The sequence below is a fragment of the Pseudomonas sp. PDM02 genome, assembly GCF_014852285.1.
Taxonomy (GTDB): Bacteria; Pseudomonadota; Gammaproteobacteria; order Pseudomonadales; family Pseudomonadaceae; genus Aquipseudomonas; species Aquipseudomonas migulae.
In genome coordinates, this window is record NZ_JACVBL010000019.1 from 70,078 (window position 1) to 93,901 (window position 23,824).

Sequence of the window (23,824 nt, forward strand, 5' to 3'; positions counted from 1 at the left end):
TTGCAGGCTTGATGGTTTTACCCGGTGCCGATGACGAAATCGGCACAGTACCGCGGTCTGTCAGTGGTGGTGGGGCAGGTGCTCGAACAGGGTTTTGCAGACCCCGGCGATGTGTTCGTCCAGCAGCTTCACCGCCCGGTCGACGTCACCGGCGCGACAGGCTTCGAGGATCTCCCGGTGTTCGTGATCGGCGCGTTCCTTGCCTGCGGAAAGGCTCATTTGCATGCGCAGGTAACGTTCCAGTTTGTCGTTCACCGAACGGATCAGGCTCACCAGAAACGGACGTTGTGCCGGTTCATAGAGGCAGGCATGCAGCTCCCAATTGAGCTCGGCCCAACGCCCCACATCATCTTCGCCGACGAACTCCTGGCAGATGCGTTCGGCCCGGGCGAAGGTGTCTTCGGTCATGTTGGGAATGGCCAGGCGAAGCACCTTGTCTTCGAGCAACATGCGCACTTCGAACATCTGCGCCAGCTCGGCATCGGACACCCGTGTGACCATCGCCCCGCGATTGCGCTGGAACATCACCAGACCTTCGGCTTCCAGGCGCTTGAGGGCCTCACGCACCGGGATCTTGCTGACGTTGAACTGCCGGGCGATGTCGTCCTGGCGAATCGGCTCGTCCTCGGCGAAATGCCCGGCGACGATGGCGTCACGCAGATGGCGGGTGATGATTTCAGATGTCGAAGGCGCATTGCCCAAGTCTGGAGCATTGAATTTGGGTAGGGTCACGGCGGCAGTCGTTCGGATTGAGTTGGAGATATGGTATACGAATTTTCATTGGGTTCAGTGCACTTGCGCTGCCTTTCGACAGCCGCACCCTGACTCCCCGGCGTTCATTGCAGAGGAGATGGCGCAAACGTCCGACACCCGGGCCGTTGCGCATTTGGATCATTAAGTTGTCAGTTTCGGTCATTGAGCGGCCGGAGGAGTGCTCATAGTCTGTTACACATGACAGAGGGGCGCCAAAGAGTGCCCACACTTTTTCCGTGAACGCTCGTTGTGGAGTTACCGATGACCGCCGCTCATTACCCGCACCTGTTGGCTCCGTTGGACCTGGGTTTTACCACGTTGCGCAACCGCACCCTGATGGGTTCGATGCACACCGGTCTTGAGGAAAAGCCCGGCGGCTTTGAACGCATGGCTGCTTTCTTCGCCGAGCGCGCCCGTGGCGGTGTCGGCCTGATGGTCACTGGCGGTATCGGCCCGAACGACGAAGGCGGTGTGTATTCCGGTGCGGCCAAACTGACCACCCTCGAAGAAGCGCTCAAGCATCAGATCGTGACCCGCGCGGTGCACGAGGCGGGCGGCAAGATCTGCATGCAGATCCTGCATGCCGGCCGTTATGCCTACAGCCCGAAGCAAGTTGCGCCGAGCGCCATTCAGGCGCCGATCAACCCGTTCAAGCCCAAAGAGCTGGACGAGGAAGGCATCGAGAAGCAGATCAGCGATTTCGTCACCTGTTCGACCCTGGCGCAAACAGCCGAGTACGACGGCGTCGAGATCATGGGCTCCGAAGGTTATTTCATTAACCAGTTCCTCGCGGCTCACACCAACCACCGCACCGACCGCTGGGGCGGCAGCTACGAAAACCGCATGCGCCTGCCGGTGGAAATCGTCCGCCGTGTACGCGAAGCCGTAGGCCCGAATTTCATCATTATCTTCCGCCTGTCGATGCTCGACCTGGTGGAAGGCGGCAGCAGCTGGGAAGAAATCGTGACCCTGGCCAAGGCCATCGAACAGGCCGGTGCAACTATTATCAACACCGGCATCGGCTGGCACGAAGCGCGTATTCCGACCATCGCCACCAAAGTGCCGCGCGCGGCGTTCAGCAAAGTCACCGCCAAGCTGCGCGGCTCGGTGAGCATTCCGCTGATCACCACCAACCGCATCAACACCCCGGAAATCGCCGAGCAGATTCTCGCTGAAGGCGATGCCGACATGGTCTCCATGGCGCGGCCGTTCCTCGCCGACGCCGATTTCGTCAACAAGGCCGCCGCGGGCCGTGCCGATGAAATCAACACCTGCATCGGTTGCAACCAGGCGTGCCTCGATCACACGTTTGGCGGCAAGTTGACCACTTGCCTGGTGAACCCGCGGGCCTGCCATGAAACCGAACTCAACTACCTGCCCGTGCAGCAGATCAAGAAAATCGCCGTGGTCGGTGCCGGCCCTGCGGGTCTGTCGGCCGCAACCGTGGCTGCCGAGCGTGGTCATCAGGTAACGCTGTTCGATTCGGCCAGTGAAATCGGCGGTCAGTTCAACATCGCCAAACGCGTGCCGGGCAAGGAAGAGTTCTTTGAAACCCTGCGCTACTTCAACCGCAAGTTGCAAACCACCAACGTCGAGGTCTGCCTGAACACTCGGGTCGATGTGGCGAAACTGGTTGAAGGCGGTTACGACGAGATCATCCTCGCCACCGGCATCGCGCCGCGTGTACCGGCGATTCCGGGCGTCGAAAACGCCAAGGTGTTGAGCTACCTGGACGTGATTCTTGAGCGTAAGCCGGTGGGCAAACGGGTCGCCGTGATCGGCGCGGGCGGAATTGGTTTCGACGTGTCCGAGTTCCTCGTGCATCAGGGCGTTGCCACCAGCCTGGACCGTGAAGCGTTCTGGAAAGAGTGGGGCATCGACACGCTTCTTCAGGCGCGTGGCGGTGTCGCCGGCATCAAGGCTGAGCCGCATGCACCGGCGCGTGAAGTGTTCCTGCTGCAACGCAAGAAATCCAAGGTCGGCGACGGTCTGGGCAAAACCACCGGCTGGATTCACCGCACCGGTCTGAAGAACAAGCAGGTGCAGATGCTCAACAGCGTCGAATACCTGAAGATCGACGACGAAGGTTTGCACATCCGCATCGGCGAAACCGGCGAGCCACAAGTGCTGCCGGTGGACAACATCGTGATTTGCGCCGGGCAGGATCCGTTGCGCGAATTGCAGGACGGGTTGGTTGCGGCAGGGCAGAACGTGCATTTGATTGGCGGCGCGGACGTGGCGGCGGAGCTGGATGCGAAGCGGGCGATCAATCAGGGTTCGCGGTTGGCTGCTGAGCTTTAACAGCAGGTCCAGCGTGCCAATGGCCTTCGCGGGCAAGCCTCGCTCCTACAGGAGTCGCGTTGAACAACCATTTGGTGAACAACTCGAATATTGTAGGAGCGAGGCTTGCCCGCGAAGGCGTCCTCAAGGCTGCTAATATGCCGGCTCTTTACCCAGAGCCGGCATCGATGTTCCTCCCTTCCAATGACTGGCTTCCCCGAGCCCCGCTCGAACCCCTTCATCTCGACTGGCTCGAAAGCACCGGCATCGAAGTCGCCATCCTGCGCCTGGACCAGATCGACCCGCTGATCAGCGGCAACAAGTGGTTCAAGCTCATCGAACACCTCAAAGCGGCTGACCTTGGCGCAGCCAAAGGCATCATCAGCCTCGGCGGTGCTCACTCCAATCATCTTCACGCACTGGCTGCCGCCGGCAAGCGCTTCGGTTTCACGACCGTTGGTTTACTGCGCGGCCATCCGCAGGAAACGCCGACAGTGAACGACTTGCAAGCCTTCGGCATGCAGTTGCACTGGCTCGGTTATGGCGGCTATCGCGCGCGGCACGATGCGGGTTTCTGGGAACCCTGGCAGGCGCAATACCCTGAGCTGTTTGCGGTGCCGGAAGGTGGCGGCGGTTTGTCGGGTGCGAAGGGCTGCATGCAACTGAAGTCGATGGTCGGCGCGCAACTGAACGGTCTGGGCTGGAGCGACTACGACGGCTGGTGGCTGGCCTGTGGAACGGGCACCACGCTGGCCGGCCTGGCGTTGGCTGAAGCGGGGGATCATCCGGTTTATGGCGCGCTGGCGGTGCCCGACGATCATGGCGTGGCGCAGCAAATCGCATCGATCGTGCAGGAAGCGGGCTTGCAGAATGCGGCTTATGAATTGCTGGATGCCAGTCGCGGCGGTTTCGCCAAGGTTGATCCGCTGTTACTCGAATTCATCGCGCAAACCGAACAGGCCAGTGGCATTCCCCTTGAACCGTTGTACACCGGCAAAGCGCTGCTGGCGCTCAAGCAGCACGTCGAAGCTGGCAGATTCGCAAAGGGATCGCGACTGATCTTCATCCACACCGGCGGCTTGCAGGGCCGCCGCGGATTTTCGTCGCGACTCGTACCCTTGTAGGAGCGAGGCTTGCCCGCGAACACAGGCGACGCGGTCTGTCCGACAAACCTCGTCATCGTTCTTCGCGGGCAAGCCTCGCTCCTACAGGGGGGAGGGCATAGTTTTCAGGAATTGCGGTTTACGCGCTTGGGCATCATCCGCAGCAGGGTGTTGTCGCCCACCACATAGTGGTGATAAATCCCCGCCACGGCGTGCAGCCCGATCAGCCAGTAACCGATGGTGCCGCCGAGTACATGCCAGCCTTCGATTTGCTTGGCCAACTCCTTGTCCTCTGACAGCAGCATCGGCAGATCAATGCCATAGAACATCACCTGATGCCCCTTGGCGCTGGTGACCAGCCAACCCAGAATCGGCATGGCGATCATGAACAGGTACAGCGCCCAGTGCATCAATCTGGCCAGCACGGTCTGCCAGTGCGGCGAAGCGGGGAAGATCTGCGGCGCCGGGCCGAGGCTGCGCGCGAACAGCCGCAACCACACCAGCACAAACACCGTCAGACCGAGCATGAAATGCGCTTCAACGATCAGCGTTCGGCCACCACTGCCTTTGGGAAAGATTCCGCGAAATTCGATGCTGGCGTAAACCACCGCGAGCAACACCAGCATCAACCAATGCAGCGTGATCGACACGGTGCTGTAGCGTGAGTCGGAGTTCTTCCAGGGCATACGGCGTTCCTCACAGGTCGGGTCAGGCCACCGTTCTTGGTCGACGGTGTGCGTTAACTGTAAGCCTGTTTCGCACGGTTTGCCTCAAGCCATTGGCGGTTCAATGCTCTAAGTCAGGTGATTGAGCAAAAAAACACAATTCCCCCTGTAGGAGCGAGGCTTGCCCGCGAAGGGGTCCTATCAGCCGACATCCATGTTGAATGTTCAGACGCCTTCGCGGGCAAGCCTCGCTCCTACAGGGGAACGTGGTGCTTTGGGTGAATCAGTTGGTTTGCGGCATCTCGCCGTTGGCCAGGCGCTGGTTGATGTCGGCGATCACGGCCGGCAAATCGGTGATGGTGTCGATCATGTAGTGCGGGCGCGAGCCTTCGAACAGTGCGTGGATGCGCTTGCGTTCGCTGTCCAGCTCGTCACTGCCGAGGGCGCGATAACCTTCGTAGTCCAGGCCCAGCGCGTTGCCCGAGCAGATCAGCGCCACGGTCCACATGCCGGCGCGACGACCTTCAAGAATGCCTGGCACGGTGTCGTCGATCTTCACGCACGCGGCGACATCGTCGATGCCCAGGGCGATCACGTTGGCCAGTGCCTGAGCCGGCCATGGGCGGCCGTTGGGCACTTCGTCGGTGGCGACCACGTGATCGGCGACGTAGCCATTGGTGGCGGCGAGCTCGACCACTTTGTCCATGACCTGTTTCGGGTAGCCGGAGCAGGAGCCGATCTTGATCCCTTGCGCACGCAGGTTGGCGATGGTCTCCAGCGCGCCGGGGATCAGCGCCGAGTGCTCGGCGATTTTTTCGATTTGTAGCGGCATGAAGCGTTGGTAAATCGCAGTGACGTCATCGTCGGTCGGCGTGCGGCCGAAGGCCTTGCGATAACGTTCGGCGACGGCCGGCTGATCGCACAGGGTGCGAATGTGATCCCACTTGCCCATGCCCATCGGGCCACGGGCTTCTTCGATGGACACCTGGACGTCGAATTCGGCGAAGGCCTCGACAAAAATCTGGGTTGGGGCGAAGGAGCCGAAGTCGACCACGGTGCCGGCCCAGTCGAGGATGGCGGCTTGCAGTTTGGTTGGGTTTGCGTAGTTCATTTTTTTGATCCTGTAGGAGCGAGGCTTGCCCGCGAAGAACGATGACGAGGTTTGTCGGCGGTACCGCGTCGCCTGTGTTCGCGGGCTAGTCGGATCGCCGCCCGCTCGCTTCTACAGGGACGGCGGTGTCTGTGGTTCAGATTTCGAGCACTTCCATCTTGCGCAGCACTTCGGCAATCGCCGCCACCGCCGCGTGCATCTCGGCCTGGTTGACGTGGCCGATGCAGCCGACGCGGAAGGTTTCGACCTGGGTCAATTTGCCGGGATAGAGGATGAAACCCTTGGCCTTGACGCGTTCGTAGAACTCCTTGAACTGGTAACGCGGGTCTTTCGGTGCGTGGAAAGTGACGATGATCGGCGCCTGGATCGCGGCAGGCAGGAAGCTGCGCAAGCCGAGCCCGGCCATGTCATCGAGCAACACTTTGCAGTTGTCGGCGTAACGCTGATGCCGCGCCGGCAAACCGCCTTCTTCGTTGTATTGCAGCAGGGCTTCGTGCAGCGCCGCGACCACGTGGGTTGGCGGGGTGAAGCGCCATTGGCCGGTCTTGGCCATGTAGGTGTGCTGGTCGAACAGGTCCATGGCCAGCGAATGCGAGTTGCCGGCGGCATTTGCCAGCGCGTCTTTGCGAGCGAAGACAAACCCCATCCCCGGCACGCCTTCCAGGCATTTGCCCGAGGCGGCGATCAGCGCGTCGAACGGCACCTGTTGCGCATCTACCGGCAGCGCACCGAAGGAGCTCATGGCATCGATGATCAGGCGTTTGCCGTGTTGCGCAATGATCTGGGCGATTTCCGGCAGCGGGTTGAGGATGCCGGTGCTGGTTTCGCAGTGGATCAGCGCGACGTGGGTGATGCTGGCATCGGCCCGCAGCAGACGGTCTACGTCGGCGGCGGTGGTCGGTTCGTCTTCGGCGGTTTCAAAGGTGCTGAAGGAACGGCCGAGCACTTCGCAGATTTTCGCCAGGCGTTTGCCGTAGGCACCGTTGATCAGCACCAGTACCTTGCCGTCGCGAGGCACCAGCGTGCCGATTGCCGCTTCGACGGCGAAGGTGCCGCTGCCTTGCAGGGGCACGCAGTGGTGACTGTCGCCGCCGTTGATGATCGCCAGCAGTTGCTCGCAGAGGCTGGCGGTCAGTTGATTGAAGCGGTCATCCCATGAACCCCAGTCGACCATCATCGCCTGACGGGTGCGGGCCGACGTCGTCAACGGGCCGGGGGTGAGCAGGATGGGTTCGGCAGTACTCATTCTCGTGTCCTCGCAATCGATGGGATGAAGCTACGGGGCTTAAATTGCAATTTGCCGTGCTATCAATCAAATTGTTTGTTGTTATGCCAGCCATCAGTGAGGGTTATTCATGAACCTGTTCCAGCTCCGCGCCTTCGATGCGGTGGCCCGCGAGGGCAGCTTCACCCGGGCCGCCGCCCGGCTGTTCATCAGCCAACCGGCGGTCACCGGGCACATCAAGGCGTTGGAGGAGCACTACCAGATCACCTTGCTGCGGCGCACCGCGCGTCGGGTCGAGCTGACGGAGGAGGGCACCAAACTCGCCGCGATCACCCGGGCGATGTTTGGTCTGGCCGAAGAAGCGCAAGTGATGCTGGAGGCCAATCGGCAATTGCTCACCGGGCGTCTGGAAGTGGCGGCGGACGGGCCGCACATGGTCATGCCGATGCTCGCGAGCCTGCGCGCGCGGTATCCGGGGATCACCGTGAACCTGCGCCTGGGTAATGCGCAGGAAACCCTGGCGGCGCTGTTGTCGGAACATGCCGATGTGGCGGTGCTGACCGAGGTTGAGCCGCGCAAGGGTTTGCATTTGCAGGCGCTGAGCGAGTCGCGGATTTGTGCGCTGGTGCCTGAGGGGCATCCTTGGGCGCAGCGTTTGAAAGGGGTGCCGCTGAAGGAACTGGATCAGGTCATCATGGTGTTGCGCGAACCGAGTTCGATTACCCGACGCACGTTCGATGACGCTTGCGCCCAGGCGAAGGTGAGCCCTCGGGTGTTGCTGGAACTGGACAGTCGCGAGGCGGTGACCGAGGCCGTCGCGGCGCAGTTGGGGGTTGGCGTGGTGTCGTCGGTGGAGGTCAGCCATGACCCGCGAGTGGCGGCGGTGCCGATTATTGGCGAGGGATTGGTGAACCGGCACATGATCGGGTGCATGGAGCGGCGGCGGGATTTGCGGTTGATTCAGGCGTTTTTCGATTTGGCGCCGGTCAGTTAGACCGCGGTGCGGCCTTCGCGGGCAAGCCTCGCTCCTACAGATTGCATACGACCTTGTAGGAGCGAGGCTTGCCCGCGAAGGGGCCGGACCTGCCTACGCAAGACTCTCGCGCACCATCTCCAGAAACGTCGCCACCACCCGCCGCGAACTCTGCTCGCGCAAACACACCAGCGTTTCCGTCAGCCGCCGCTTGCAGTCGGTGATCGGCAGCGCACACACCCGCGAATCCGCACCAAACTCCGCCGCCGAGACCACCCCCACCCCAATCCCCACGACCACCGCCTCACGCGCCGCCTCCCGGCCTTCGACCTGAATCGCCGGGCGAATCCGAAACCCGGCGCCGGCCATTTCCTCCTCCAGCGTCTGACGCGTCACCGAGCCGATTTCCCGCAGCACCAGCGGCGTGTCGTCGAGGTCCGCGAGGCAGATCGACTCGCGGTCGGCCCACGGATGATTGCGCGAAACAAACGCCACCATCGGGTCATTGCGCAGCGGCAGCGAGATCAATCGTTCATCGCTGACATCGCGCCCGAGCAACGCCAGGTCAGCCTGATAGTTGAACAGCCGAAACAGCGATTCATCAGTGTTGCCGGTTTCGATCTTCACGCTGATGCCGGGGTAGCGCTCGCAGAACCGCGCGATCTGCGGCAGCACGTGCACCGGGGCGTCCACCGCCAGAATCAGGCTGCCGGTCTGCAACGCCTGCGAGTCGTGAAGCAACTCCTGCGCCTCGGCTTCGATGACGAACAATCGCTGGGTAATGCTCAACAAGCGCTCACCCAGATCGGTCAGGCGCACCGAACGTTTGTTGCGGTGGAACAGCAATACCCCGAAGCGCTCTTCGAGCTTGCGCACCTGGTCGGAAATCGCCGGTTGCGTGAGAAAAAGCCGCTCGGCGGCTTTGGTGAAGCTTCCGTGAACAGCCACGGCATGGAAGGCTTTGAGCTGGGCGTGGGAAACCGACATCGAAACCTCCAGTAACAAGCTGAGCTTATATTGGAAATACGATAAATCGATTTCACTTATTAATCAGTAATTGTTTTTATCGGCTCCAGTCGCGGTGACTGGTCAGTCGAACAGCCTCCGTGACCATGAGCCTGCGCGTGCAACAGCAGGACTCATCTGACCGGTATCGCCAAAGGGACGCAGCGATATCGCAGTGCTCAACAATAAAAACACAGGCGTTTTCTTCCAATTCTGCCGGCACACTCACACCCTGAGGTCAGAACCACAATGAACAAGCACATCGGCACCATCAAGCGTTGGCGCGTGCAGATCTTCGCGATCACCTGGCTCGCCTACGCCGCTTTCTACTTCACCCGCAAAGCCTTTTCCGTGGCCAAACTGGGGATCGCCGAAGACCCCACCTTCATGCTCGACAAAATGGCCATGGCCAATCTCGACGCCATCTACCTCGCGGCCTACGCCATCGGCCAATTCACCTGGGGCATCCTCGCCGACCGCTTTGGCCCAAGGGTCGTGGTGCTCGGCGGCTTGCTGATTTCCGCTGCGGCTGCGCTGGTGATGGGCAGCTTCGCAACGTTACCGATTTTCGCTACCTGCATGCTGATTCAAGGGCTGGCCCAGTCCACCGGATGGTCGGGGCTGTGCAAGAACATCGGCAGTTTCTTCCCCGCTGAACAGCGCGGGCGAGTGCTGGGTTTATGGAGTTCCTGCTATGCCTTTGGCGGGCTCGTGGCATCGCCGTTTGCCGGTTGGTGGGCGTACACGCTCATCGGTAGCTGGCATGCGGCGTTCTTTTCCAGTGCGGCGGTGGTTGGGCTGGTCGCCGTGCTGTTTTTTATTTTGCAACGCAACAAACCGCAAGACGTTGGCTTGCCAGCGATCGAGCCGGAACCAGAGATGACCGCCGAAGAGGCGCATGCGCAAAGCAAGATCAGCGTGCTGGAACCGCTGAAGGAAATCCTGCGCAACCGCACGGTGCTGGTTCTCGGGCTCGCGTACTTCCTGCTGAAACCGGCGCGCTACGCGATTCTGTTGTGGGGGCCGGTGATCGTTTTCGAACAGATGCCAACCGTGGGCAAGGTCGGTGCGGCGATCATCCCGACGGCGTTCGAACTGGCCGGGTTGCTCGGGCCGATCCTGCTCGGGCTGGCCTCGGACAAACTGTTCGGCGCCCGACGCATGCCGGCCTGTGTGATCAGTTTGCTTGCGTTGACCATTTCGCTGGCGTTGTTCATGGGTGCCTTGCACACCGGCAGTGTGATGCTGGTGGTGGCGCTGCTGTTCGTGATGGGCCTGACCCTGTACGGACCGGACTCGATGATCAGCGGCGCGGCGGCCATCGATTTCGGCACCGCCAAGGCCGGCGCCACGTCGGCGGGCTTCGTCAACGGTTGCGGCTCGGTCGGGGCGATTCTCGGCGGTTTGCTGCCGGGCTACTTCGACTCGGTCACCGTGTTCATTATCTTCGCCGGCTGCGCCTTGTTTTCAGCGCTGGTGCTGATCCCCTACTGGAACAGCCGCCCGGCTGGCCTGCGTGGCGAAACTGCATTCGTGCCGAACCGGCCGATGAGCGTCAAACCCCTGCGTACCTGAGGAAATACCGATGAGACCTTTCTGGCTGGAACAGGCGCTGGCGGCTGAGTCGTGCGCGCCGTGCGAACCTTTGCCCGGCGACACCCGCGCCGATGTCTGCATCGTCGGCGGTGGCTACACCGGTTTGTGGACTGCGATCATGCTCAAGGAGCAGAACCCGGAACTGGATGTGTTGCTGATCGAAGCCGACATCTGCGGTGCCGGCGCCAGCGGCCGCAACGGCGGTTGTGCGCTGTCGTGGTCGGCCAAGTATTTCACCCTGGAAAGGTTGTTCGGCGTCGAAGAGGCGGTGCGGCTGGTCAAGGAATCCGAGCGCAGTATTCATGCGATCGGCACCTTCTGCGAACAGTACGGCGTGGACGCCGATTACCGCCTCGACGGCACGCTCTACACCGCGACCAACCGCGCCCAATGCGGCTCGACCGACGCGGTGATCGCAGCGCTCGAACGCCACGGCATCAACTCGTTCACGCAACGGCCGGTGGCGGATGTGCAGCGCATGGCCGGTTCCCGAAAACACCTGGAAGGCTGGTTCTCACCGGCCGCCGCCAGCGTGCAACCGGGCAAACTGGTGCGCGGTTTGCGCCGGGTGGCGTTGCAGTTGGGCGTGAGGATTCATGAGAACACCGCGATGACCGGACTGGAGGAGGGCAAACCGGCAGGGATCCAGACCCCGTACGGCACTGTCCGCGCGGACCGGGTGGTGCTGGCGATGAACGCGTGGATGGCCCGCGCGTTCCCGCAGTTCGAGCGCAGTGTGGCGATTGTCTCCAGTGACATGCTGATCACCGAACCACGGCCGGACCTGCTCGACCAGATCGGTTTGACCAGCGGTGTCACGGTGCTCGATTCACGGATTTTCGTGCACTACTACCACAACACCCCGGACGGCCGGATCATGCTCGGTAAGGGCGGCAACACGTTCGCCTACGGTGGCCGGATGCTGCCGGTGTTCGATCAGCCGTCGCCCTATGCAGGCCTGTTGCAGCACAGCCTCAGCGAGTTTTTTCCGGCGTTTGCCGAGGTCAAAGTCGAAGCGACGTGGAACGGTCCGTCGGATCGCTCGGTCACCGGTTTACCGTTCTTCGGCCAGATGAGCGCCCACGGAAATGTGTTCTACGGCTTCGGTTATTCCGGCAGCGGGGTCGGGCCCTGTCACATGGGCGGGCAGATTCTCGCTTCGATGGTTCAGGGGCTCGACAATGCCTGGACCCGTTCACCGCTGGTCAACGGTCCCTTGGGCTTCTTTCCGCCGGAGCCGATTCGCTACCTCGGTTCGCTGATGGTGCGCAACGCCATCCGCCGCAAGGAGCGCGCCGAAGATCACGGGCGTCGGCCACGGCATCTGGATGTGCGCCTGGCGAAATTCGCGGCGGCAGCGGGCAAGGCGGACAAGGGCTGATCAGGCCTGACGGTTGATCAGCCAATCGAGCAGCAGCCGGTCATCGCCGCGTGGTTGTCGGGTGGTTCGAGGCGCTGGCGGATGGCTCGCCGTCGCGCACAACACCGGGCGGTCCGGATCGCTGTCGAGAAAACTGATGAGCACCTCGGTGCCGGCGACCGGCAGCTTCGACGGATCGATCCGACCGTCCGCTGTTGCGAGGGCCAGGGGCAGCCAAAGGCCAGGGGATTCATCGTCATCGGACTCCGGGGTGGGCCACAACCTGACCTGTATTCGGCCTTGTTCATCCAGCACCGCAGGCTGGCCGACCGGGCCGAGCACCCGCGCCGTCTGGAAGCCCGGAATGCCGGGCCTGGCGTGTGTCAGCGCGGGGCGGAACACCGTTGACCACGGGATGGCGGTGAACTGATTGCTGTAACGCCGGCTCATGTCGGAGGTGGCCGGGGCGAGAATCGACGGTTGCTGTCCCTGATGACGGAGCTCGGTCAGCAGCCATTGATCGTTGAAGTTCTGCAACGGATGTTCCGACACTTGCACGATGCGTCCGCTGCGCAATTCGCTGTGATTGCTTTGACCCTGTATCTGCCGATGCAGACAGCGCAAGCGCTCGAGTATTCGGCGGCTGAGCCGTTCGCGATCAAGCAGTGGCGGGGCGGGGTGCGCGCAGAGTGGCGGCGAGGTGTGCCGCTGGAACAGTTCGTTGATCACCGGCCCGTTCGCGTGCCCGGGTGTGTCGCCATGAAACGGCGTCAGCAGCGGTTCCTGGGGGAAACTCAGGCAATCATCCGCGAGCACCAGCACATGGCCGTCGCATTGATGTTCGAAGTGATAGTGGATGCCTTCTTCTTCGCACAGACGTTGCAGGAACGTCAGGTCGCTCTCGTCAAACTGAATGCAAAATGGCCTGGCGGGATAACGCCCGTTCGGCAGCTCAAAACGATAGCTGTCTTCGGGCACTGAGTTTTCTGCGAGTAACTGGCGCAGGATCGCTGGCACATTGAGTTGATGAAACACCCGGCGGCAACGCTGCCGGTCGAGGTTTTGCAGCCAGGGCACCACCACCAGTCTGTACCCGGCCCAGTGCGGGCCGCGATGTTCGTGGCTGGCGCTGTGGACGACGCCATGAATGCCAAGGTCTTGCGTCAGGCTGAGGAACACCGGTTGTTGCAACAGGCGATCCGGGCTCATCGCCGGTGACAGGCCGATCACTTCGATATCGAATCGATAGGGCTGGTTGAGCGCTTCATGGCCACTGAACTGAACCACCTGCCAACTCAAATCGGCGTCCAGCAGTGTCAGGGTGAAGGGACTTTCCTTGTCGTTGTGCATCGATCGCGCTTCTGCCAGGGAGTACGGGCACAGAGGGTACGAAACCGTGGGCCTTTATGGTCACCGCAAATCGACGTTTCAGAATCGCCCTACAACCAGCGGTGAAGAAGTCGATTCGACAGGATGGATTTTTTGGTCGATTGCCAACTTTAGGCCGTATAAACTTGCGCAAAGCGTCGGCCAATAGATGTCTCGGCGCCATAGATAAGAGAGTGAGTAATGGGCGCACAGTGGAAGGTTAAACACAAAGAAGCGGCAGCCAACGCCAAGGGCAAGATCTTCGGCAAACTGGTGAAAGAAATCACCATTGCTGCGCGTAACGGTGCCGATACCGCCACCAACGCACACCTGCGTCTGGTGGTCGAACAGGCAAAAAAGGCGTCGATGCCCCGCGAAACCCTGGAACGTGCGATCAAGAAGGGCTCCGGCCAGCTCGGCGAAACCGTGCAATACCATCGCGTGACTTACGAAGGGTTCGCGCCGCACCAGGTGCCGCTGATCGTTGAATGCGTGACCGACAACATCAACCGCACCGTCGCTGAAATCCGCGTCGCGTTCCGCAAGGGCCAGCTCGGCGCCTCCGGTTCCGTTGCGTGGGACTTTGACCATGTGGGCATGATCGAGGCGTCCCCGGACAGCCCGGATGCCGATCCGGAAATGGCCGCTATCGAAGCCGGCGCGCAGGATTTCGAACCTGCGGATGACGGCGCTACTCTGTTCATCACCGAAGCGACCGATCTGGATTCGGTGCAGAAAGCCTTGCCTGAGCAGGGTTTCACCGTGTTGTCGGCGAAACTGGGCTACAAGCCGAAGAACCCGGTCAGCGGCCTGAGCGACGAGCAGATGGCTGAGGTTGAAGCGTTCCTGGAAGGCCTCGACAACCACGATGATGTGCAGGACATGTTTGTCGGTCTGGCTGGGTAATTTGCTTCTTCAGTGATACCGCTTTCGCTAGCAGGCTAGCTCCCACACTGGATTGTGAACACCGGTCAATTGTGGGAGCTAGCCTGCTAGCGATTGACCGTGCAGCGGTCACCAGCCGTTCAATTCCCGCACAATCTCGCTGAACCCCGGCCGCGCCAGCACTTTCGGCTGGCAGCAACGCTGCTGCAAATCCTCCAGCTTCACCCGCGCCTGATCACTCAGCCCCGAGTCGACCCGCTCCAGCAACTCCCCCAACAGAACGCCAAACGCGCGCACCTCGATCCGCTGCAATGCACGGGTTTCAAGGCTGTCCTCGGTTGCGTGGAAAGACGCTGCGCCAAAGTCCCCCAACAGGCAATCGCCGTGCTCGTTCCATAGAATATTGTGGCCGTAGAGGTCGCCGTGGGTGATGCCCTGGCGGTGCAAATGCTCGGCCACCGACGCGATGCCACAGGCGATCCGCAAGGCCACGTCGGCGCTGAACCGGGTATCGCTGGCGTAGACATCGCGGCTACAGGATTCCAGGCTCGGCAACCCGGCGAGGTTGCGATAGCTCGGGTCGATCAACTCCATGACCAACCCGGCCTGGGCCTGCGGATGCTCGACAATCCGTCCTTCGACCCGGATCAGGTTGGGGTGAAGGCCGGCGGTGATGCAGGCGTTCATTTCATGCAGCGGCGAGCCATCGCTGGTCATTTCGCCCTTGTAGAGTTTGACCGCGACTGGCGTTGCCTGCTTCCACAACGCCTGATGAATGACGCCGGAAGCGCCTTCGCCCAGCTTCTGTTCAAGGCTCAGCTGAGACCAGGGAATCGTCGACGTGGCATCGAGCGCGGCGGCATCGGCTTCGGTTTCCAACGGATTGCCGGCATAGGCCAGCCAGGTCAGGCTCGGCAGGGTCAGCAACCAGGATGGCAACTCGGTCAACTGGTTGGCGGCGATGCGGGTCAGCTCGAGGCGATGGCAATTGCTCAGGCTCTGGGGCAAGCACCGCAGGCGGTTACCGGCCAGCATCAGTTTTTGCAGATACGGGCGTTCGCCCAGCTCGGTCGGCAATTCGCTGATGCGGTTGTCGGTCAGGATCAACCAGCGCAACAACGGCGGCAGCGCGGCGCCCGGTACGGTTTCGATGCGGTTGGCCTTGAAACCGACCATGGTCAGTGCGGGGCACTGGCCGAGGCAGGCGGGCAGTTCGCTGAACTGGTTGCGGTCGCAGAACAACACGCGCAAACGGGTCAGGCGATGAAAGTCGTCCGGCAGGCTGCGCAATGCATTGCCACTGAGGTTGAGCACCTCCAGCGAATCCGCCAGGTCGAGGATTTCCCGGGGGAACTCCATCAGGCCGGCAGCCAGGTCCAGGCGAGTGGCGCCAGCCAGCAGGCCGGCGCGCAGTTGGGCAAGGGTATCCATGATCAGATTCGCTATTGATCGAAGGTAGGGCGCGAGGCCCGATAAAGGGCGACATGATAGCGGTAAAAGTGCTGGCTGTGAGGTCGCCATCGCGAGCAAGCCCGCTCCCACAATAGACCGCGTTCGTCCAGACAACTCGGTCAACTGTGGGAGCGGGCTTGCTCGCGAAGACGGAGTTCGCTGCGCCGCAAGAACTGGGTTCAGGCCAGGTCCCTGACTTCCATCAACTGTCCCAATCGACTGCGGGTGCGCGCCAGGTCAATGGCATCGCCGCCCAGGCTTTCGCGCAACGAGCGGTGGCCGAGCAGGATCAGGTGCTTGTCCTGGTCGTACAAAACGTCCACCAGATTGATGAAACGCTGCTGCGCGGCAATCGAGCAGTCGGCGAGGTTGGGCAGTTTATCGATGATCCAGTGGTCGAAACGTCGGCACAGCTCCAGGTAATCCATGACCGCCGTGGGGTGGTCGCACAGATCGCCGAAGGTGAAACCGATGGTGCGTCCTGCGCAATATCGGGCTGGAAGATGCCGGTTGCCGACGGGCAAAGGAATGGACGGCGCGTCGGGCTCGGGCAGGTTCAGTGCCTGACGTTGCGCCGACGTAGCCGGCCAGACGTAGTGACCCTGGGTAAACAACTGCTGGGCGTGGGTTCTCGCCTGACTGCGATAGTCGTGCGGGCCGCCGACTTCCATGACTTGCATGCGCGCATTGATCAGGTCGATCACCGGTTTGAAGCGCGCGTGGTAGAGCGGGTTTGGCAGCAAGCCCTCAGGCGGGTAATTGGAGGTCACCAGCAGCAGAATGCCTCGGCGAAACAGAGCCTTGAACAGCCGCGCGATGAGCATCGCGTCGCCGATGTCGTGGACGTGAAACTCGTCGAAACACAGCACCCGGCAATCGTTCAGCAAATCGTCGAGCGTCGTCGCCAGCGCATCCGGGTGATCGCGATGACTGAACATGCCTTGGTGCAATCGAGCGAAAAACTCGTGGAAGTGCAGGCGCTGTTTTTCCGCGATCGGCAGCGCCTGGAAAAAGCCGTCGAGCAACCAGCTCTTGCCACGCCCCACGGCGCCGTACAGATAAAGGCCCGGCAGCGTTTTTGCCGAAGTGCCGAGCAGTGTCGCGGCGTGCTGCGCCATGCAGTCGACCACGCGCTGCTGGCTGTGGCTGAGGGTGTAACCCTGTGCGTGGGCCTTGTGCCGGAAATAGTCGTGGATCACGCGCCCCGTCGCTGAATGAGCGGCTGAGGCCGTCGATGCCTTGCCGAAGAGGCGGCGCAGCGCGGGCCAGCGTGGTGTGAATCGCGAACGGTTGGGCGGTCGAACGGCCACTGTGTCACCCCGTAATCGTCAGGCAGGCTCCCCGAGCTGCGGCGGCCTAGTGTAACCAAATGGGGAAATTTGCTTCCAGTTGTGTCGACGGGCGTGGGGTGTAATTGGACAGAATTGTGCGGTGTGTACAGCTTGTAGGGCGTAGGGGTTGTGGGGTTTTGCCAGCAATTCGACATAAAAGCTCATTCCTTCGGCGGATCCAGTTTTTTTGGGCCACTGGAAAATCCTCGGGGCGTTGCTAACCTGAATTTCTAGACGCCCCCCCTCACAAGGAATCGGCCGTGAATGGAATCATTGCATGTGCAGTCTTGGGCGTGATGCTCAGTGCGCAAGTGTCGGCCGCAGAACTTCAGGTGCACGTGCGTGTCGACGTGCTGCGCGGTTGTCAGGTGGTTGGCCAGCAACGCACAGCGGGCATCGAGCAACTGGGGGTGCTGGACTTCGGCAATACCGCGCGCCTGGATGACCCCGCCGGGCCATTGGCGGCGGCGCTGATGAACGAGCGCCTGCCCCGTCTCGAATGCAATCCCGACACCCCTTATCAACTCCGGGTCGACGGCGGCCTGCACGGTGGCGTCGGTGACACGCGCTACATGGCCGGTTCCGCCGGCAGCAAACCCATTCCCTATCGGCTCTATCAGGACCCCGCGCGGTTGATCCCGCTGGCGGTGGACGTCCCGGTGAGCGGCCGTGTGCCGGATACCGGTTCAGTCGATTTACCGTTGTATGCACGCATCGAACCGCTGGCGGAAATTCCCCGGGTCAGTCGCTATTCCGACCTGTTGAAAGTGACCGTCACCTGGTAGCGGCAACTGTGTAACTGCCGCCAAAGGATTCGGCTGGCGCAGGGAAGGGGGCGCTCCTCGTTGTGCGCCTGGGTTCTGGAGTCCTGATGGAATTGGGATTGGCGTTATGACAAGCAAACTCTGGATATTGATGGCTGTGGGTGCAGGGGTATTGCTGACGGGGGGCGCGCAAGCGGCGATCAGCGGGCAGATCCATGCGCGACTGACCATCATCGCCGGTTGTGAAGTGACCAATGGCGGCAGCCCGGTCAGTGATTTCGGCACGCTGGATTTCGGCCAGCAAGGCCCGACCTGGACCAACCCGATCAAAGCCCGCCTCGGTGCTGACGGTCGCGGCAGATTGAACGTCGCCTGCACCCCTTCGGTCACCGGCTTCACCGTCACGATCGATGGCGGCACCCATGGTGACGGCACCACCCGGCGCCTGAGCAACGGCAGCCAGACCCTGCCTTATCAATTGTTCCTCGATGCATCCGGAAGCCAGAGCTACAGCATCGGCCAACAACACAACTTCGCCGTCACCAGCGGGGCCCAGATACCGATTCCGGTGTTTGGCTCGGTGGTGGCGAATACCCGCGCGATACCGGCCGGGGTCTATACCGACACCCTGACCGTGACGCTCGATTGGTAAACCCGTAGAGGACGGACACCATGCGCATGCTCGTATCAAGGATAGTTTTGTCACTGCTTGGCCTGACGCTGGTGTCCGGCGCGCAGGCGGCCACCACGGTCACCGGCCAGATCTCTGCCAGCCTGATTCTGATCAGCAGCTGTCAGGTAAATGGTGCGGGTGGCTCCAGCGGGCTGAACTTTGGTGCCTTGAACTTCGGCACCGACAACAGCCTGTTCACCACGAAAGATGCACAAGTCATGGGCGGTGGCGTGGCGCTGTCGATCCTCTGCTCCAGCGGCACCACGCCAACGGTCAAGGTGCGTGCCGGTGCCCATGACGGACTGTCGGCGGGCGGTTCTCGCGCGCTGTACGACGGTGTCGCCAACTACGTGCCGTACGACTTGTACACCGATTCCGGGCACTCGCAGCTTTTAGCCATTGACGGGGTGATCAACCTTGACCCCAGCACCGGCGTGGCGCAGACCGTGAACATCTACGGTCAGGCGAAGGGCAAGGTCGGGCTGCCGGCCGGTACTTACAGCGACACGATTTCCGTCGAACTGACGTTCTAGGGCGATGAACCGCCATGGATGGGCGGCGATGGCGCTGTTGTGCGCGACCGGTGTGCCATTGCCGCTGGCAGCGGTGACCAGCCAGAGTTTCCTGGTCAGCGCCACGGTCACGGCGGGTTGTCTGGTGGTCGGCGGGGTCTCGAACTACGGCAGCCTGAATTACGGCAGCCAATCGGCGCTGGCCACCGGCACGGTGCAAGTGGCCCTGACGGGGGATGTACAGCTGCAATGCACACCGGGCGTGACCATGAACATGACCGTCGATGGCGGCCAGTACAACAGCAGCGGGCGACACCTGCAGCTGACCACCGGCAGCAACCGCGTTTCGTACCAGCTGTTTCGCGACGCGGCTTACAGCCAAAGCCTGGGGATCGGCCAGAGCGTCGCGGTGGCGTACACGGACGCAAACAACATCCGCCTGCCGATTTACGGTCAGGTGCTGTTACCGGGCAATCAGCCTGGGGGGACCTACAGCGATGTGCTGCAAGTGCAGCTGTCGTGGTAACGCGGCGTTTTTGATCGGGCCTGACAGGCACAAGGAGTAGGCAAATGGATTTACCCGCGCGGCGGCATTCTGTTGTGCGTCAGGCAGTGTTGGCGATGCTGCTGTTGGGGGCGGTCAAGGTGCAGGCGGCCAGTTCGGTGCTGATCTGGCCGATCGATCCCGTGCTGGAGGCCGATCAGCAGGCCAGTGCCTTGTGGCTGGAAAACCGAGGCAACGAGACTGCGAATTTGCAGATCCGGGTGTTCGCCTGGAGCCAAAGCGGTTTCAACGACCAATACCAGAACCAGCGCGACGTGATCGGCAGCCCGCCGGTGGCGAAAATCGAACCGGGTCAGAAACAACTGGTGCGCCTGACCCGTACCCGGGAGATCCCTCCGGGGCAGGAACTGGCTTATCGCATCATCATCGATGAAATCCCCTCGGCCACCCCGCCCGCCGGCGAAAGCGGCAAGACGGCGGCGGCCATTCGGTTCCAGATGCGTTATTCGGTGCCGCTGTTTGCTTACGGCGCGGGGTTGTGGAGCAAGGAAGACACCAGTCGCAAGCGTGATCCCAAAGGCGCGGGGCTGCCGGATTTGAGCTGGCGCACGGTGGCGGTGGACGGTCGCCCTTATGTGGAAGTGCGCAATCAGGGGGCGGTGCATGCGCGGTTGACGGACGTTGCGCTGAAGCAGGGAGGCCAGACAAAACCTCTGGTGGAAGGCCTGCTCGGTTATGTGCTGCCGGGCGCGATCATGCGCTGGCCGGCGCCCGGTCCGATGGCGCAAGACCCGGCGTTGCAGGTGCGGGTGAATGGTTCGCCGCAGGTACAAAGCATTACGCCCGCGCGCTGATCTGCAACTGACGGGAAAGGGAGGCAGGGTCCATCGACGGACGTAAAGCGGTAATGAGCCCGCATCGGGCCCGCAGTTTCCAGCGTCCGTTGATCTGCGCCATGAGCTGTGTGGGTTGCCTGGCGTTCGCTCACCCGTCCCAGGCCGGTGATTTGCCGCCGCCACCCGGCAGCATGGAGGCCGTGGCTGATGCGCAGTTGTTTCTGGAATTGGTGGTCAATCAGATGAATACCGGATACGTCGTGGCGGTGGAGCAACGCAACGGGCGGTTTTTCCTGTCGGCCAACGCGTTGCGTGACACCGGTATGAAACTGCCGGACACCCTCGGCACCGAAGTCGACCTCGACAGCCTGTCGGGCCTGCACAGCGAGTACGACAGCGCCGGTCAGCGCCTGCTGCTCGACGTACCGCCCAGCTGGCTGCCGGAGCAATTCGTCGGCAATCGCGACGCCTACCCGCGCACTCCGGCCCTGAGCAGTTTCGGTGCCTTGTTCAACTACGACCTGTACCTCAACGACACCGATGATGCCGGCACTTACCTCGCGGCCTGGAACGAAGTGCGACTGTTCGACAGCTGGGGCACGCTGTCCAACACCGGGCAATACCGGCGCACGTTGTCCGGCGATTCGGTCAATACGCTGAACAATGGCTACCTGCGTTACGACACCACCTGGCGCTACTCCGATGACGAGCGATTGCTGACCTACGAGGCCGGTGACCTGGTCAGCGGCGCATTGCCCTGGAGCAGTTCGGTGCGCCTGGGCGGGGTTCAGCTGTCGCGGGATTTCGGCGTGCGCCCGGACCTGGTGACTTATCCGTTGCCGCAGTTTGCCGGGGAAGCGGCGGTGCCATCCTCGGTCGACCTTTTCATCAACGGCTACAAATCCAGCAGCGCCGACCTGCAACCCGGCCCCTACACGCTGACTAATATTCCGTTCATCAATGGCGCCGGCGAAGCCGTGGTGGTCACCACCGATGCCCTCGGTCGGCAGGTCTCGACCACCGTGCCGTTTTACGTCACCAGCAGTTTGCTGCAAAAAGGCCTGAGCGACTTTTCTGTGGCGGCCGGTACCTTGCGCCGCGATTACGGCATCAGCGATTTCGGTTACGGTCCCGGTGTCTCATCGGGCAGCCTGCGCTACGGCCTGAGCGACAACTTCACCCTGGAAAGCCACGCCGAAGCGTCGGACTCACTGACCCTCGGCGGTGTCGGCGGCAACCTGCGCCTGGGCAATTTCGGCGTGCTCAATACCGCACTCAGCCAGAGCCGGTTCGATGGCGACAGCGGTCAACAACTGAGCCTGGGTTATCAATACAGCAGCCAGCGCTACAGCTTCTCTTATCAACGCCTGCAACGTCGCGACCAATACGCCGATCTGACCGTGGTCGACAGTCCTTTCACCACCCTCAGCAAACGCAGCGAACAGGCGACCCTGAGCCTGAATCTCAATGCCTGGGGCAGCCTTGGCGTCGGGTATTTCGACGTGCGCGCGGCGGATGATTCACGCACCCGTTTGCTCAACCTGACCTGGAGCAAACCGCTGTGGCACAACAGCAGTTTCTACCTGTCGGCCAACCGCGAAATCGGCGACAGCAACTGGGCGGTGCAGGCGCAACTGGTGATCCCGTTCGACTTGCGCGGCAGCCTCGCGCTCAGCAGTGAACGCAGCAAGACCGGGCAGAGCCAGCAGCGGGTCAATTACAGTCGCGCCGTGCCGACTGAAGGCGGGGTGGGGTTCAACCTCGGTTATGCCCACGGCGATGGCCCGGCCTATCGCCAGGCCGACCTGACCTGGCGCCTGCAGTCGGTGCAATTGCAGGCCGGTGTGTACGGCAACAGCGACGCCGAAACCCGTTGGGCCGATGCCAGCGGATCGCTGGTGTGGATGGACCGCCAGGTGTTCGCCGCCAACCGCATCGACGATGCCTTTGTGGTGGTCAGCACCGATGGCTACGCCGACATTCCGGTGCGCTACGAAAACCAGCAGGTCGGCCAGACTGATCGTAATGGCCACCTGCTGGTGCCGTGGAGCAGCGCCTATTACCGCGGCAAGTACGAGATCGATCCACTGAACCTGCCGGCCAACGTGCGCAGCCCGAACGTCGAACAGCGGATTGCCGTGCGCCGTGGCAGCGGTTATTTGCTGACGTTTCCATTGAGCCGGGTGATCGCCGCGAGCATCGTCCTGGTGGATGCGCAGCAGCGAGAGCTGTCTCTGGGCAGTGGTGTCGTGCATGAGCAGAGCGGCACGCAAACAGTGGTCGGATGGGACGGTCTGGTGTACCTGGAAAATCTTCAGGCGCAGAACACATTGCAGGTGACGCTGGCCGACGGGAAAGCCTGCCGCGTCCAGTTCGCGGTGGACATGAATCAGGATCAGATTCCGCTGATCGGGCCGTTGGTGTGCCAATGAGTGCCGTGAAATGGCTGGTGCTGCTGGCGGTCTGGTTGCCAGGCTCGGCATGGGCGTTGTGTTCGGTGGTGGTCCCTGCCACGGCGGTGGCATTCGGTTCGGTGAGCTCGATTGCGCTGCGTACCGCCGTGCAGAACAGTTCAAGCCTCAACGCCGGTTTGAGTTGCACCGGCTCATTGGTCTCGTTGCTGACCAACAATGACCATTTCTACGCCACGATTACCTCGACTCAAACCGGACTGCTCGGGCCGACCGGAGACGTCATCGGTTACACGCTGTATGCCAACAACACCACCAGTTACCCGATCGAACGTGGTACGCCCTTCGACTTCGCGCGCAACGGGATCATTGATGCGCTGGGGCTACTGGGCAGCGTGGTGCCGAAAACCGCACCGATTTATCTGGGGACAATCACGGGCAGTAACGTGGCGGCCGGTATCTATACCGAGACCCTGAGCATTGCCTGGAGCTGGAATTATTGCTCCGGCATTGGCACCGGCAGTATTTGCCTGGGGCGCGATATCAGCAGCGGCACCACCAGCATGACCGTCACCCTGACGGTCGCCAATGACTGCACCATCACCGCCCCGAACATCAGTTTCGGCAGCGCACCGGTCGTCAGTGCCTTTGCGCCGGTTACCGGCCAGACCATCAGCCTCGCCTGCACCAAGGGCAGCGCTTACACCGTCGGCCTGGGCGACGGTCTGCAGGCAGCCAGTGTTGGCGGGCGACGACGGATGGCTTTCGGCGGTAATTACCTGGCGTATGACATCTTCAAAAGCGCCGGCACCACCCGCTGGGGCAGTGTCGGCAGTGCTCGCCGGGCCAGCTCCGATGCCGAGGTCAATCCCGGTAACGGTTTGGGCTCCGGGAGCCAGATCTTCAATTACAACGCGAAAATCTACACCGACCAGACCACGCCGCCGGCGGGCACGTATCAGGACAGTGTGATTCTGGATGTGGGGTTTTAACACTTGTAGGAGCGAGCTTGCTCG

At 61.8% G+C, this 23,824-nt stretch carries 21 protein-coding genes; 13 read left to right on the forward strand and 8 right to left on the reverse strand.

What is annotated here, in order from left to right:
* Nucleotides 1-60: 60 nt before the first annotated feature.
* A complete protein-coding gene (locus tag IB245_RS26810; protein ID WP_008029632.1) occupies nucleotides 61-732 on the reverse strand; it encodes a GntR family transcriptional regulator in 672 nt (223 codons plus the stop codon).
* Between the two features lie 282 nt (nucleotides 733-1,014).
* Between IB245_RS26810 and IB245_RS26815 the strand changes: the two genes are divergently transcribed.
* Together IB245_RS26815 and IB245_RS26820 are read left to right on the forward strand one after the other, a co-directional pair.
* Nucleotides 1,015-3,054, forward strand: a complete 2,040-nt coding sequence (locus tag IB245_RS26815) for an FAD-dependent oxidoreductase (RefSeq protein WP_192229190.1) — start codon at nucleotides 1,015-1,017, stop codon at nucleotides 3,052-3,054.
* A gap of 167 nt (nucleotides 3,055-3,221) precedes the next feature.
* A complete protein-coding gene (locus IB245_RS26820; RefSeq protein WP_192229191.1) occupies nucleotides 3,222-4,157 on the forward strand; it encodes a 1-aminocyclopropane-1-carboxylate deaminase/D-cysteine desulfhydrase in 936 nt (311 codons plus the stop codon).
* A gap of 104 nt (nucleotides 4,158-4,261) precedes the next feature.
* Here the strand turns inward: IB245_RS26820 and IB245_RS26825 are convergent, their stop codons facing one another.
* The 3 genes from IB245_RS26825 to IB245_RS26835 form a co-directional block, all read right to left on the reverse strand.
* Nucleotides 4,262-4,822 (reverse strand): cytochrome b, encoded by a 561-nt coding sequence (locus IB245_RS26825; protein WP_008040489.1) that lies wholly within the window; start codon nucleotides 4,820-4,822, stop codon nucleotides 4,262-4,264.
* 262 nt (nucleotides 4,823-5,084) lie between these two features.
* Nucleotides 5,085-5,912 carry a phosphonoacetaldehyde hydrolase gene (gene phnX, locus IB245_RS26830; RefSeq protein ID WP_008040487.1) on the reverse strand — a complete coding sequence of 276 codons (828 nt, stop codon included), beginning with the start codon at nucleotides 5,910-5,912 and terminating at the stop codon, nucleotides 5,085-5,087.
* Nucleotides 5,913-6,048: 136 nt separating this feature from the next.
* The gene (locus IB245_RS26835; RefSeq protein WP_192229192.1) at nucleotides 6,049-7,158 is read right to left on the reverse strand and encodes a 2-aminoethylphosphonate--pyruvate transaminase; all 1,110 of its coding nucleotides are present in this window, start codon (nucleotides 7,156-7,158) and stop codon (nucleotides 6,049-6,051) included.
* A 109-nt stretch (nucleotides 7,159-7,267) separates the two neighbouring features.
* Here IB245_RS26835 and IB245_RS26840 point away from each other — a divergent pair, with 109 nt between their 5' ends.
* Nucleotides 7,268-8,131 carry a LysR substrate-binding domain-containing protein gene (locus tag IB245_RS26840; RefSeq protein WP_192229193.1) on the forward strand — a complete coding sequence of 288 codons (864 nt, stop codon included), beginning with the start codon at nucleotides 7,268-7,270 and terminating at the stop codon, nucleotides 8,129-8,131.
* 93 nt (nucleotides 8,132-8,224) lie between these two features.
* Here IB245_RS26840 and IB245_RS26845 read toward each other — a convergent pair whose 3' ends face one another.
* Nucleotides 8,225-9,097, reverse strand: coding sequence for a LysR family transcriptional regulator (locus IB245_RS26845; protein WP_192229194.1), 873 nt, complete (start codon nucleotides 9,095-9,097; stop codon nucleotides 8,225-8,227).
* Between the two features lie 267 nt (nucleotides 9,098-9,364).
* Here IB245_RS26845 and IB245_RS26850 point away from each other — a divergent pair, with 267 nt between their 5' ends.
* Nucleotides 9,365-10,690, forward strand: coding sequence for an MFS transporter (locus IB245_RS26850; RefSeq protein ID WP_008029615.1), 1,326 nt, complete (start codon nucleotides 9,365-9,367; stop codon nucleotides 10,688-10,690).
* Between the two features lie 4 nt (nucleotides 10,691-10,694).
* The gene (locus IB245_RS26855) at nucleotides 10,695-12,092 is read left to right on the forward strand and encodes an FAD-dependent oxidoreductase (RefSeq protein WP_192229220.1); all 1,398 of its coding nucleotides are present in this window, start codon (nucleotides 10,695-10,697) and stop codon (nucleotides 12,090-12,092) included.
* Here the strand turns inward: IB245_RS26855 and IB245_RS26860 are convergent, their stop codons facing one another.
* Nucleotides 12,093-13,421 carry a type VI secretion system Vgr family protein gene (locus tag IB245_RS26860; protein ID WP_192229195.1) on the reverse strand — a complete coding sequence of 443 codons (1,329 nt, stop codon included), beginning with the start codon at nucleotides 13,419-13,421 and terminating at the stop codon, nucleotides 12,093-12,095.
* Between the two features lie 219 nt (nucleotides 13,422-13,640).
* On the opposite strand from IB245_RS26860, the gene IB245_RS26865 reads away from it, so the two are divergent.
* Nucleotides 13,641-14,345 carry a YebC/PmpR family DNA-binding transcriptional regulator gene (locus IB245_RS26865; RefSeq protein WP_008029612.1) on the forward strand — a complete coding sequence of 235 codons (705 nt, stop codon included), beginning with the start codon at nucleotides 13,641-13,643 and terminating at the stop codon, nucleotides 14,343-14,345.
* A gap of 108 nt (nucleotides 14,346-14,453) precedes the next feature.
* On the opposite strand, the gene IB245_RS26870 is transcribed toward IB245_RS26865, so the two are convergent.
* Together IB245_RS26870 and zapE are read right to left on the reverse strand one after the other, a co-directional pair.
* Nucleotides 14,454-15,755, reverse strand: coding sequence for a protein kinase (locus tag IB245_RS26870; protein ID WP_192229196.1), 1,302 nt, complete (start codon nucleotides 15,753-15,755; stop codon nucleotides 14,454-14,456).
* Between the two features lie 200 nt (nucleotides 15,756-15,955).
* Nucleotides 15,956-17,086: a cell division protein ZapE gene (zapE, locus tag IB245_RS26875; protein ID WP_192229197.1), complete on the reverse strand. Its 1,131-nt coding sequence runs from the start codon at nucleotides 17,084-17,086 to the stop codon at nucleotides 15,956-15,958.
* Between the two features lie 317 nt (nucleotides 17,087-17,403).
* Between zapE and IB245_RS26880 the strand changes: the two genes are divergently transcribed.
* The 7 genes from IB245_RS26880 to IB245_RS26910 all read left to right on the forward strand — a co-directional run bounded on the left by IB245_RS26880 (nucleotide 17,404) and on the right by IB245_RS26910 (nucleotide 23,800).
* Nucleotides 17,404-17,892, forward strand: a complete 489-nt coding sequence (locus tag IB245_RS26880) for a spore coat U domain-containing protein (protein WP_192229221.1) — start codon at nucleotides 17,404-17,406, stop codon at nucleotides 17,890-17,892.
* A gap of 106 nt (nucleotides 17,893-17,998) precedes the next feature.
* Nucleotides 17,999-18,523: a spore coat U domain-containing protein gene (locus IB245_RS26885; RefSeq protein WP_008029609.1), complete on the forward strand. Its 525-nt coding sequence runs from the start codon at nucleotides 17,999-18,001 to the stop codon at nucleotides 18,521-18,523.
* Nucleotides 18,524-18,543: 20 nt separating this feature from the next.
* Nucleotides 18,544-19,077, forward strand: coding sequence for a spore coat U domain-containing protein (locus tag IB245_RS26890; protein WP_008029608.1), 534 nt, complete (start codon nucleotides 18,544-18,546; stop codon nucleotides 19,075-19,077).
* Between the two features lie 4 nt (nucleotides 19,078-19,081).
* Complete coding sequence (locus tag IB245_RS26895; protein ID WP_192229198.1) at nucleotides 19,082-19,582, forward strand: spore coat U domain-containing protein; 501 nt, start codon at nucleotides 19,082-19,084, stop codon at nucleotides 19,580-19,582.
* Nucleotides 19,583-19,626: 44 nt separating this feature from the next.
* Nucleotides 19,627-20,415, forward strand: a complete 789-nt coding sequence (locus IB245_RS26900; RefSeq protein WP_192229199.1) for a molecular chaperone — start codon at nucleotides 19,627-19,629, stop codon at nucleotides 20,413-20,415.
* A 53-nt stretch (nucleotides 20,416-20,468) separates the two neighbouring features.
* Nucleotides 20,469-22,829, forward strand: a complete 2,361-nt coding sequence (locus IB245_RS26905; protein ID WP_192229200.1) for a fimbria/pilus outer membrane usher protein — start codon at nucleotides 20,469-20,471, stop codon at nucleotides 22,827-22,829.
* Nucleotides 22,826-23,800: a spore coat protein U domain-containing protein gene (locus IB245_RS26910; RefSeq protein ID WP_192229201.1), complete on the forward strand. Its 975-nt coding sequence runs from the start codon at nucleotides 22,826-22,828 to the stop codon at nucleotides 23,798-23,800. Before IB245_RS26905 ends, IB245_RS26910 begins: the two co-directional genes overlap by 4 nt.
* Nucleotides 23,801-23,824 lie beyond the last annotated feature (24 nt).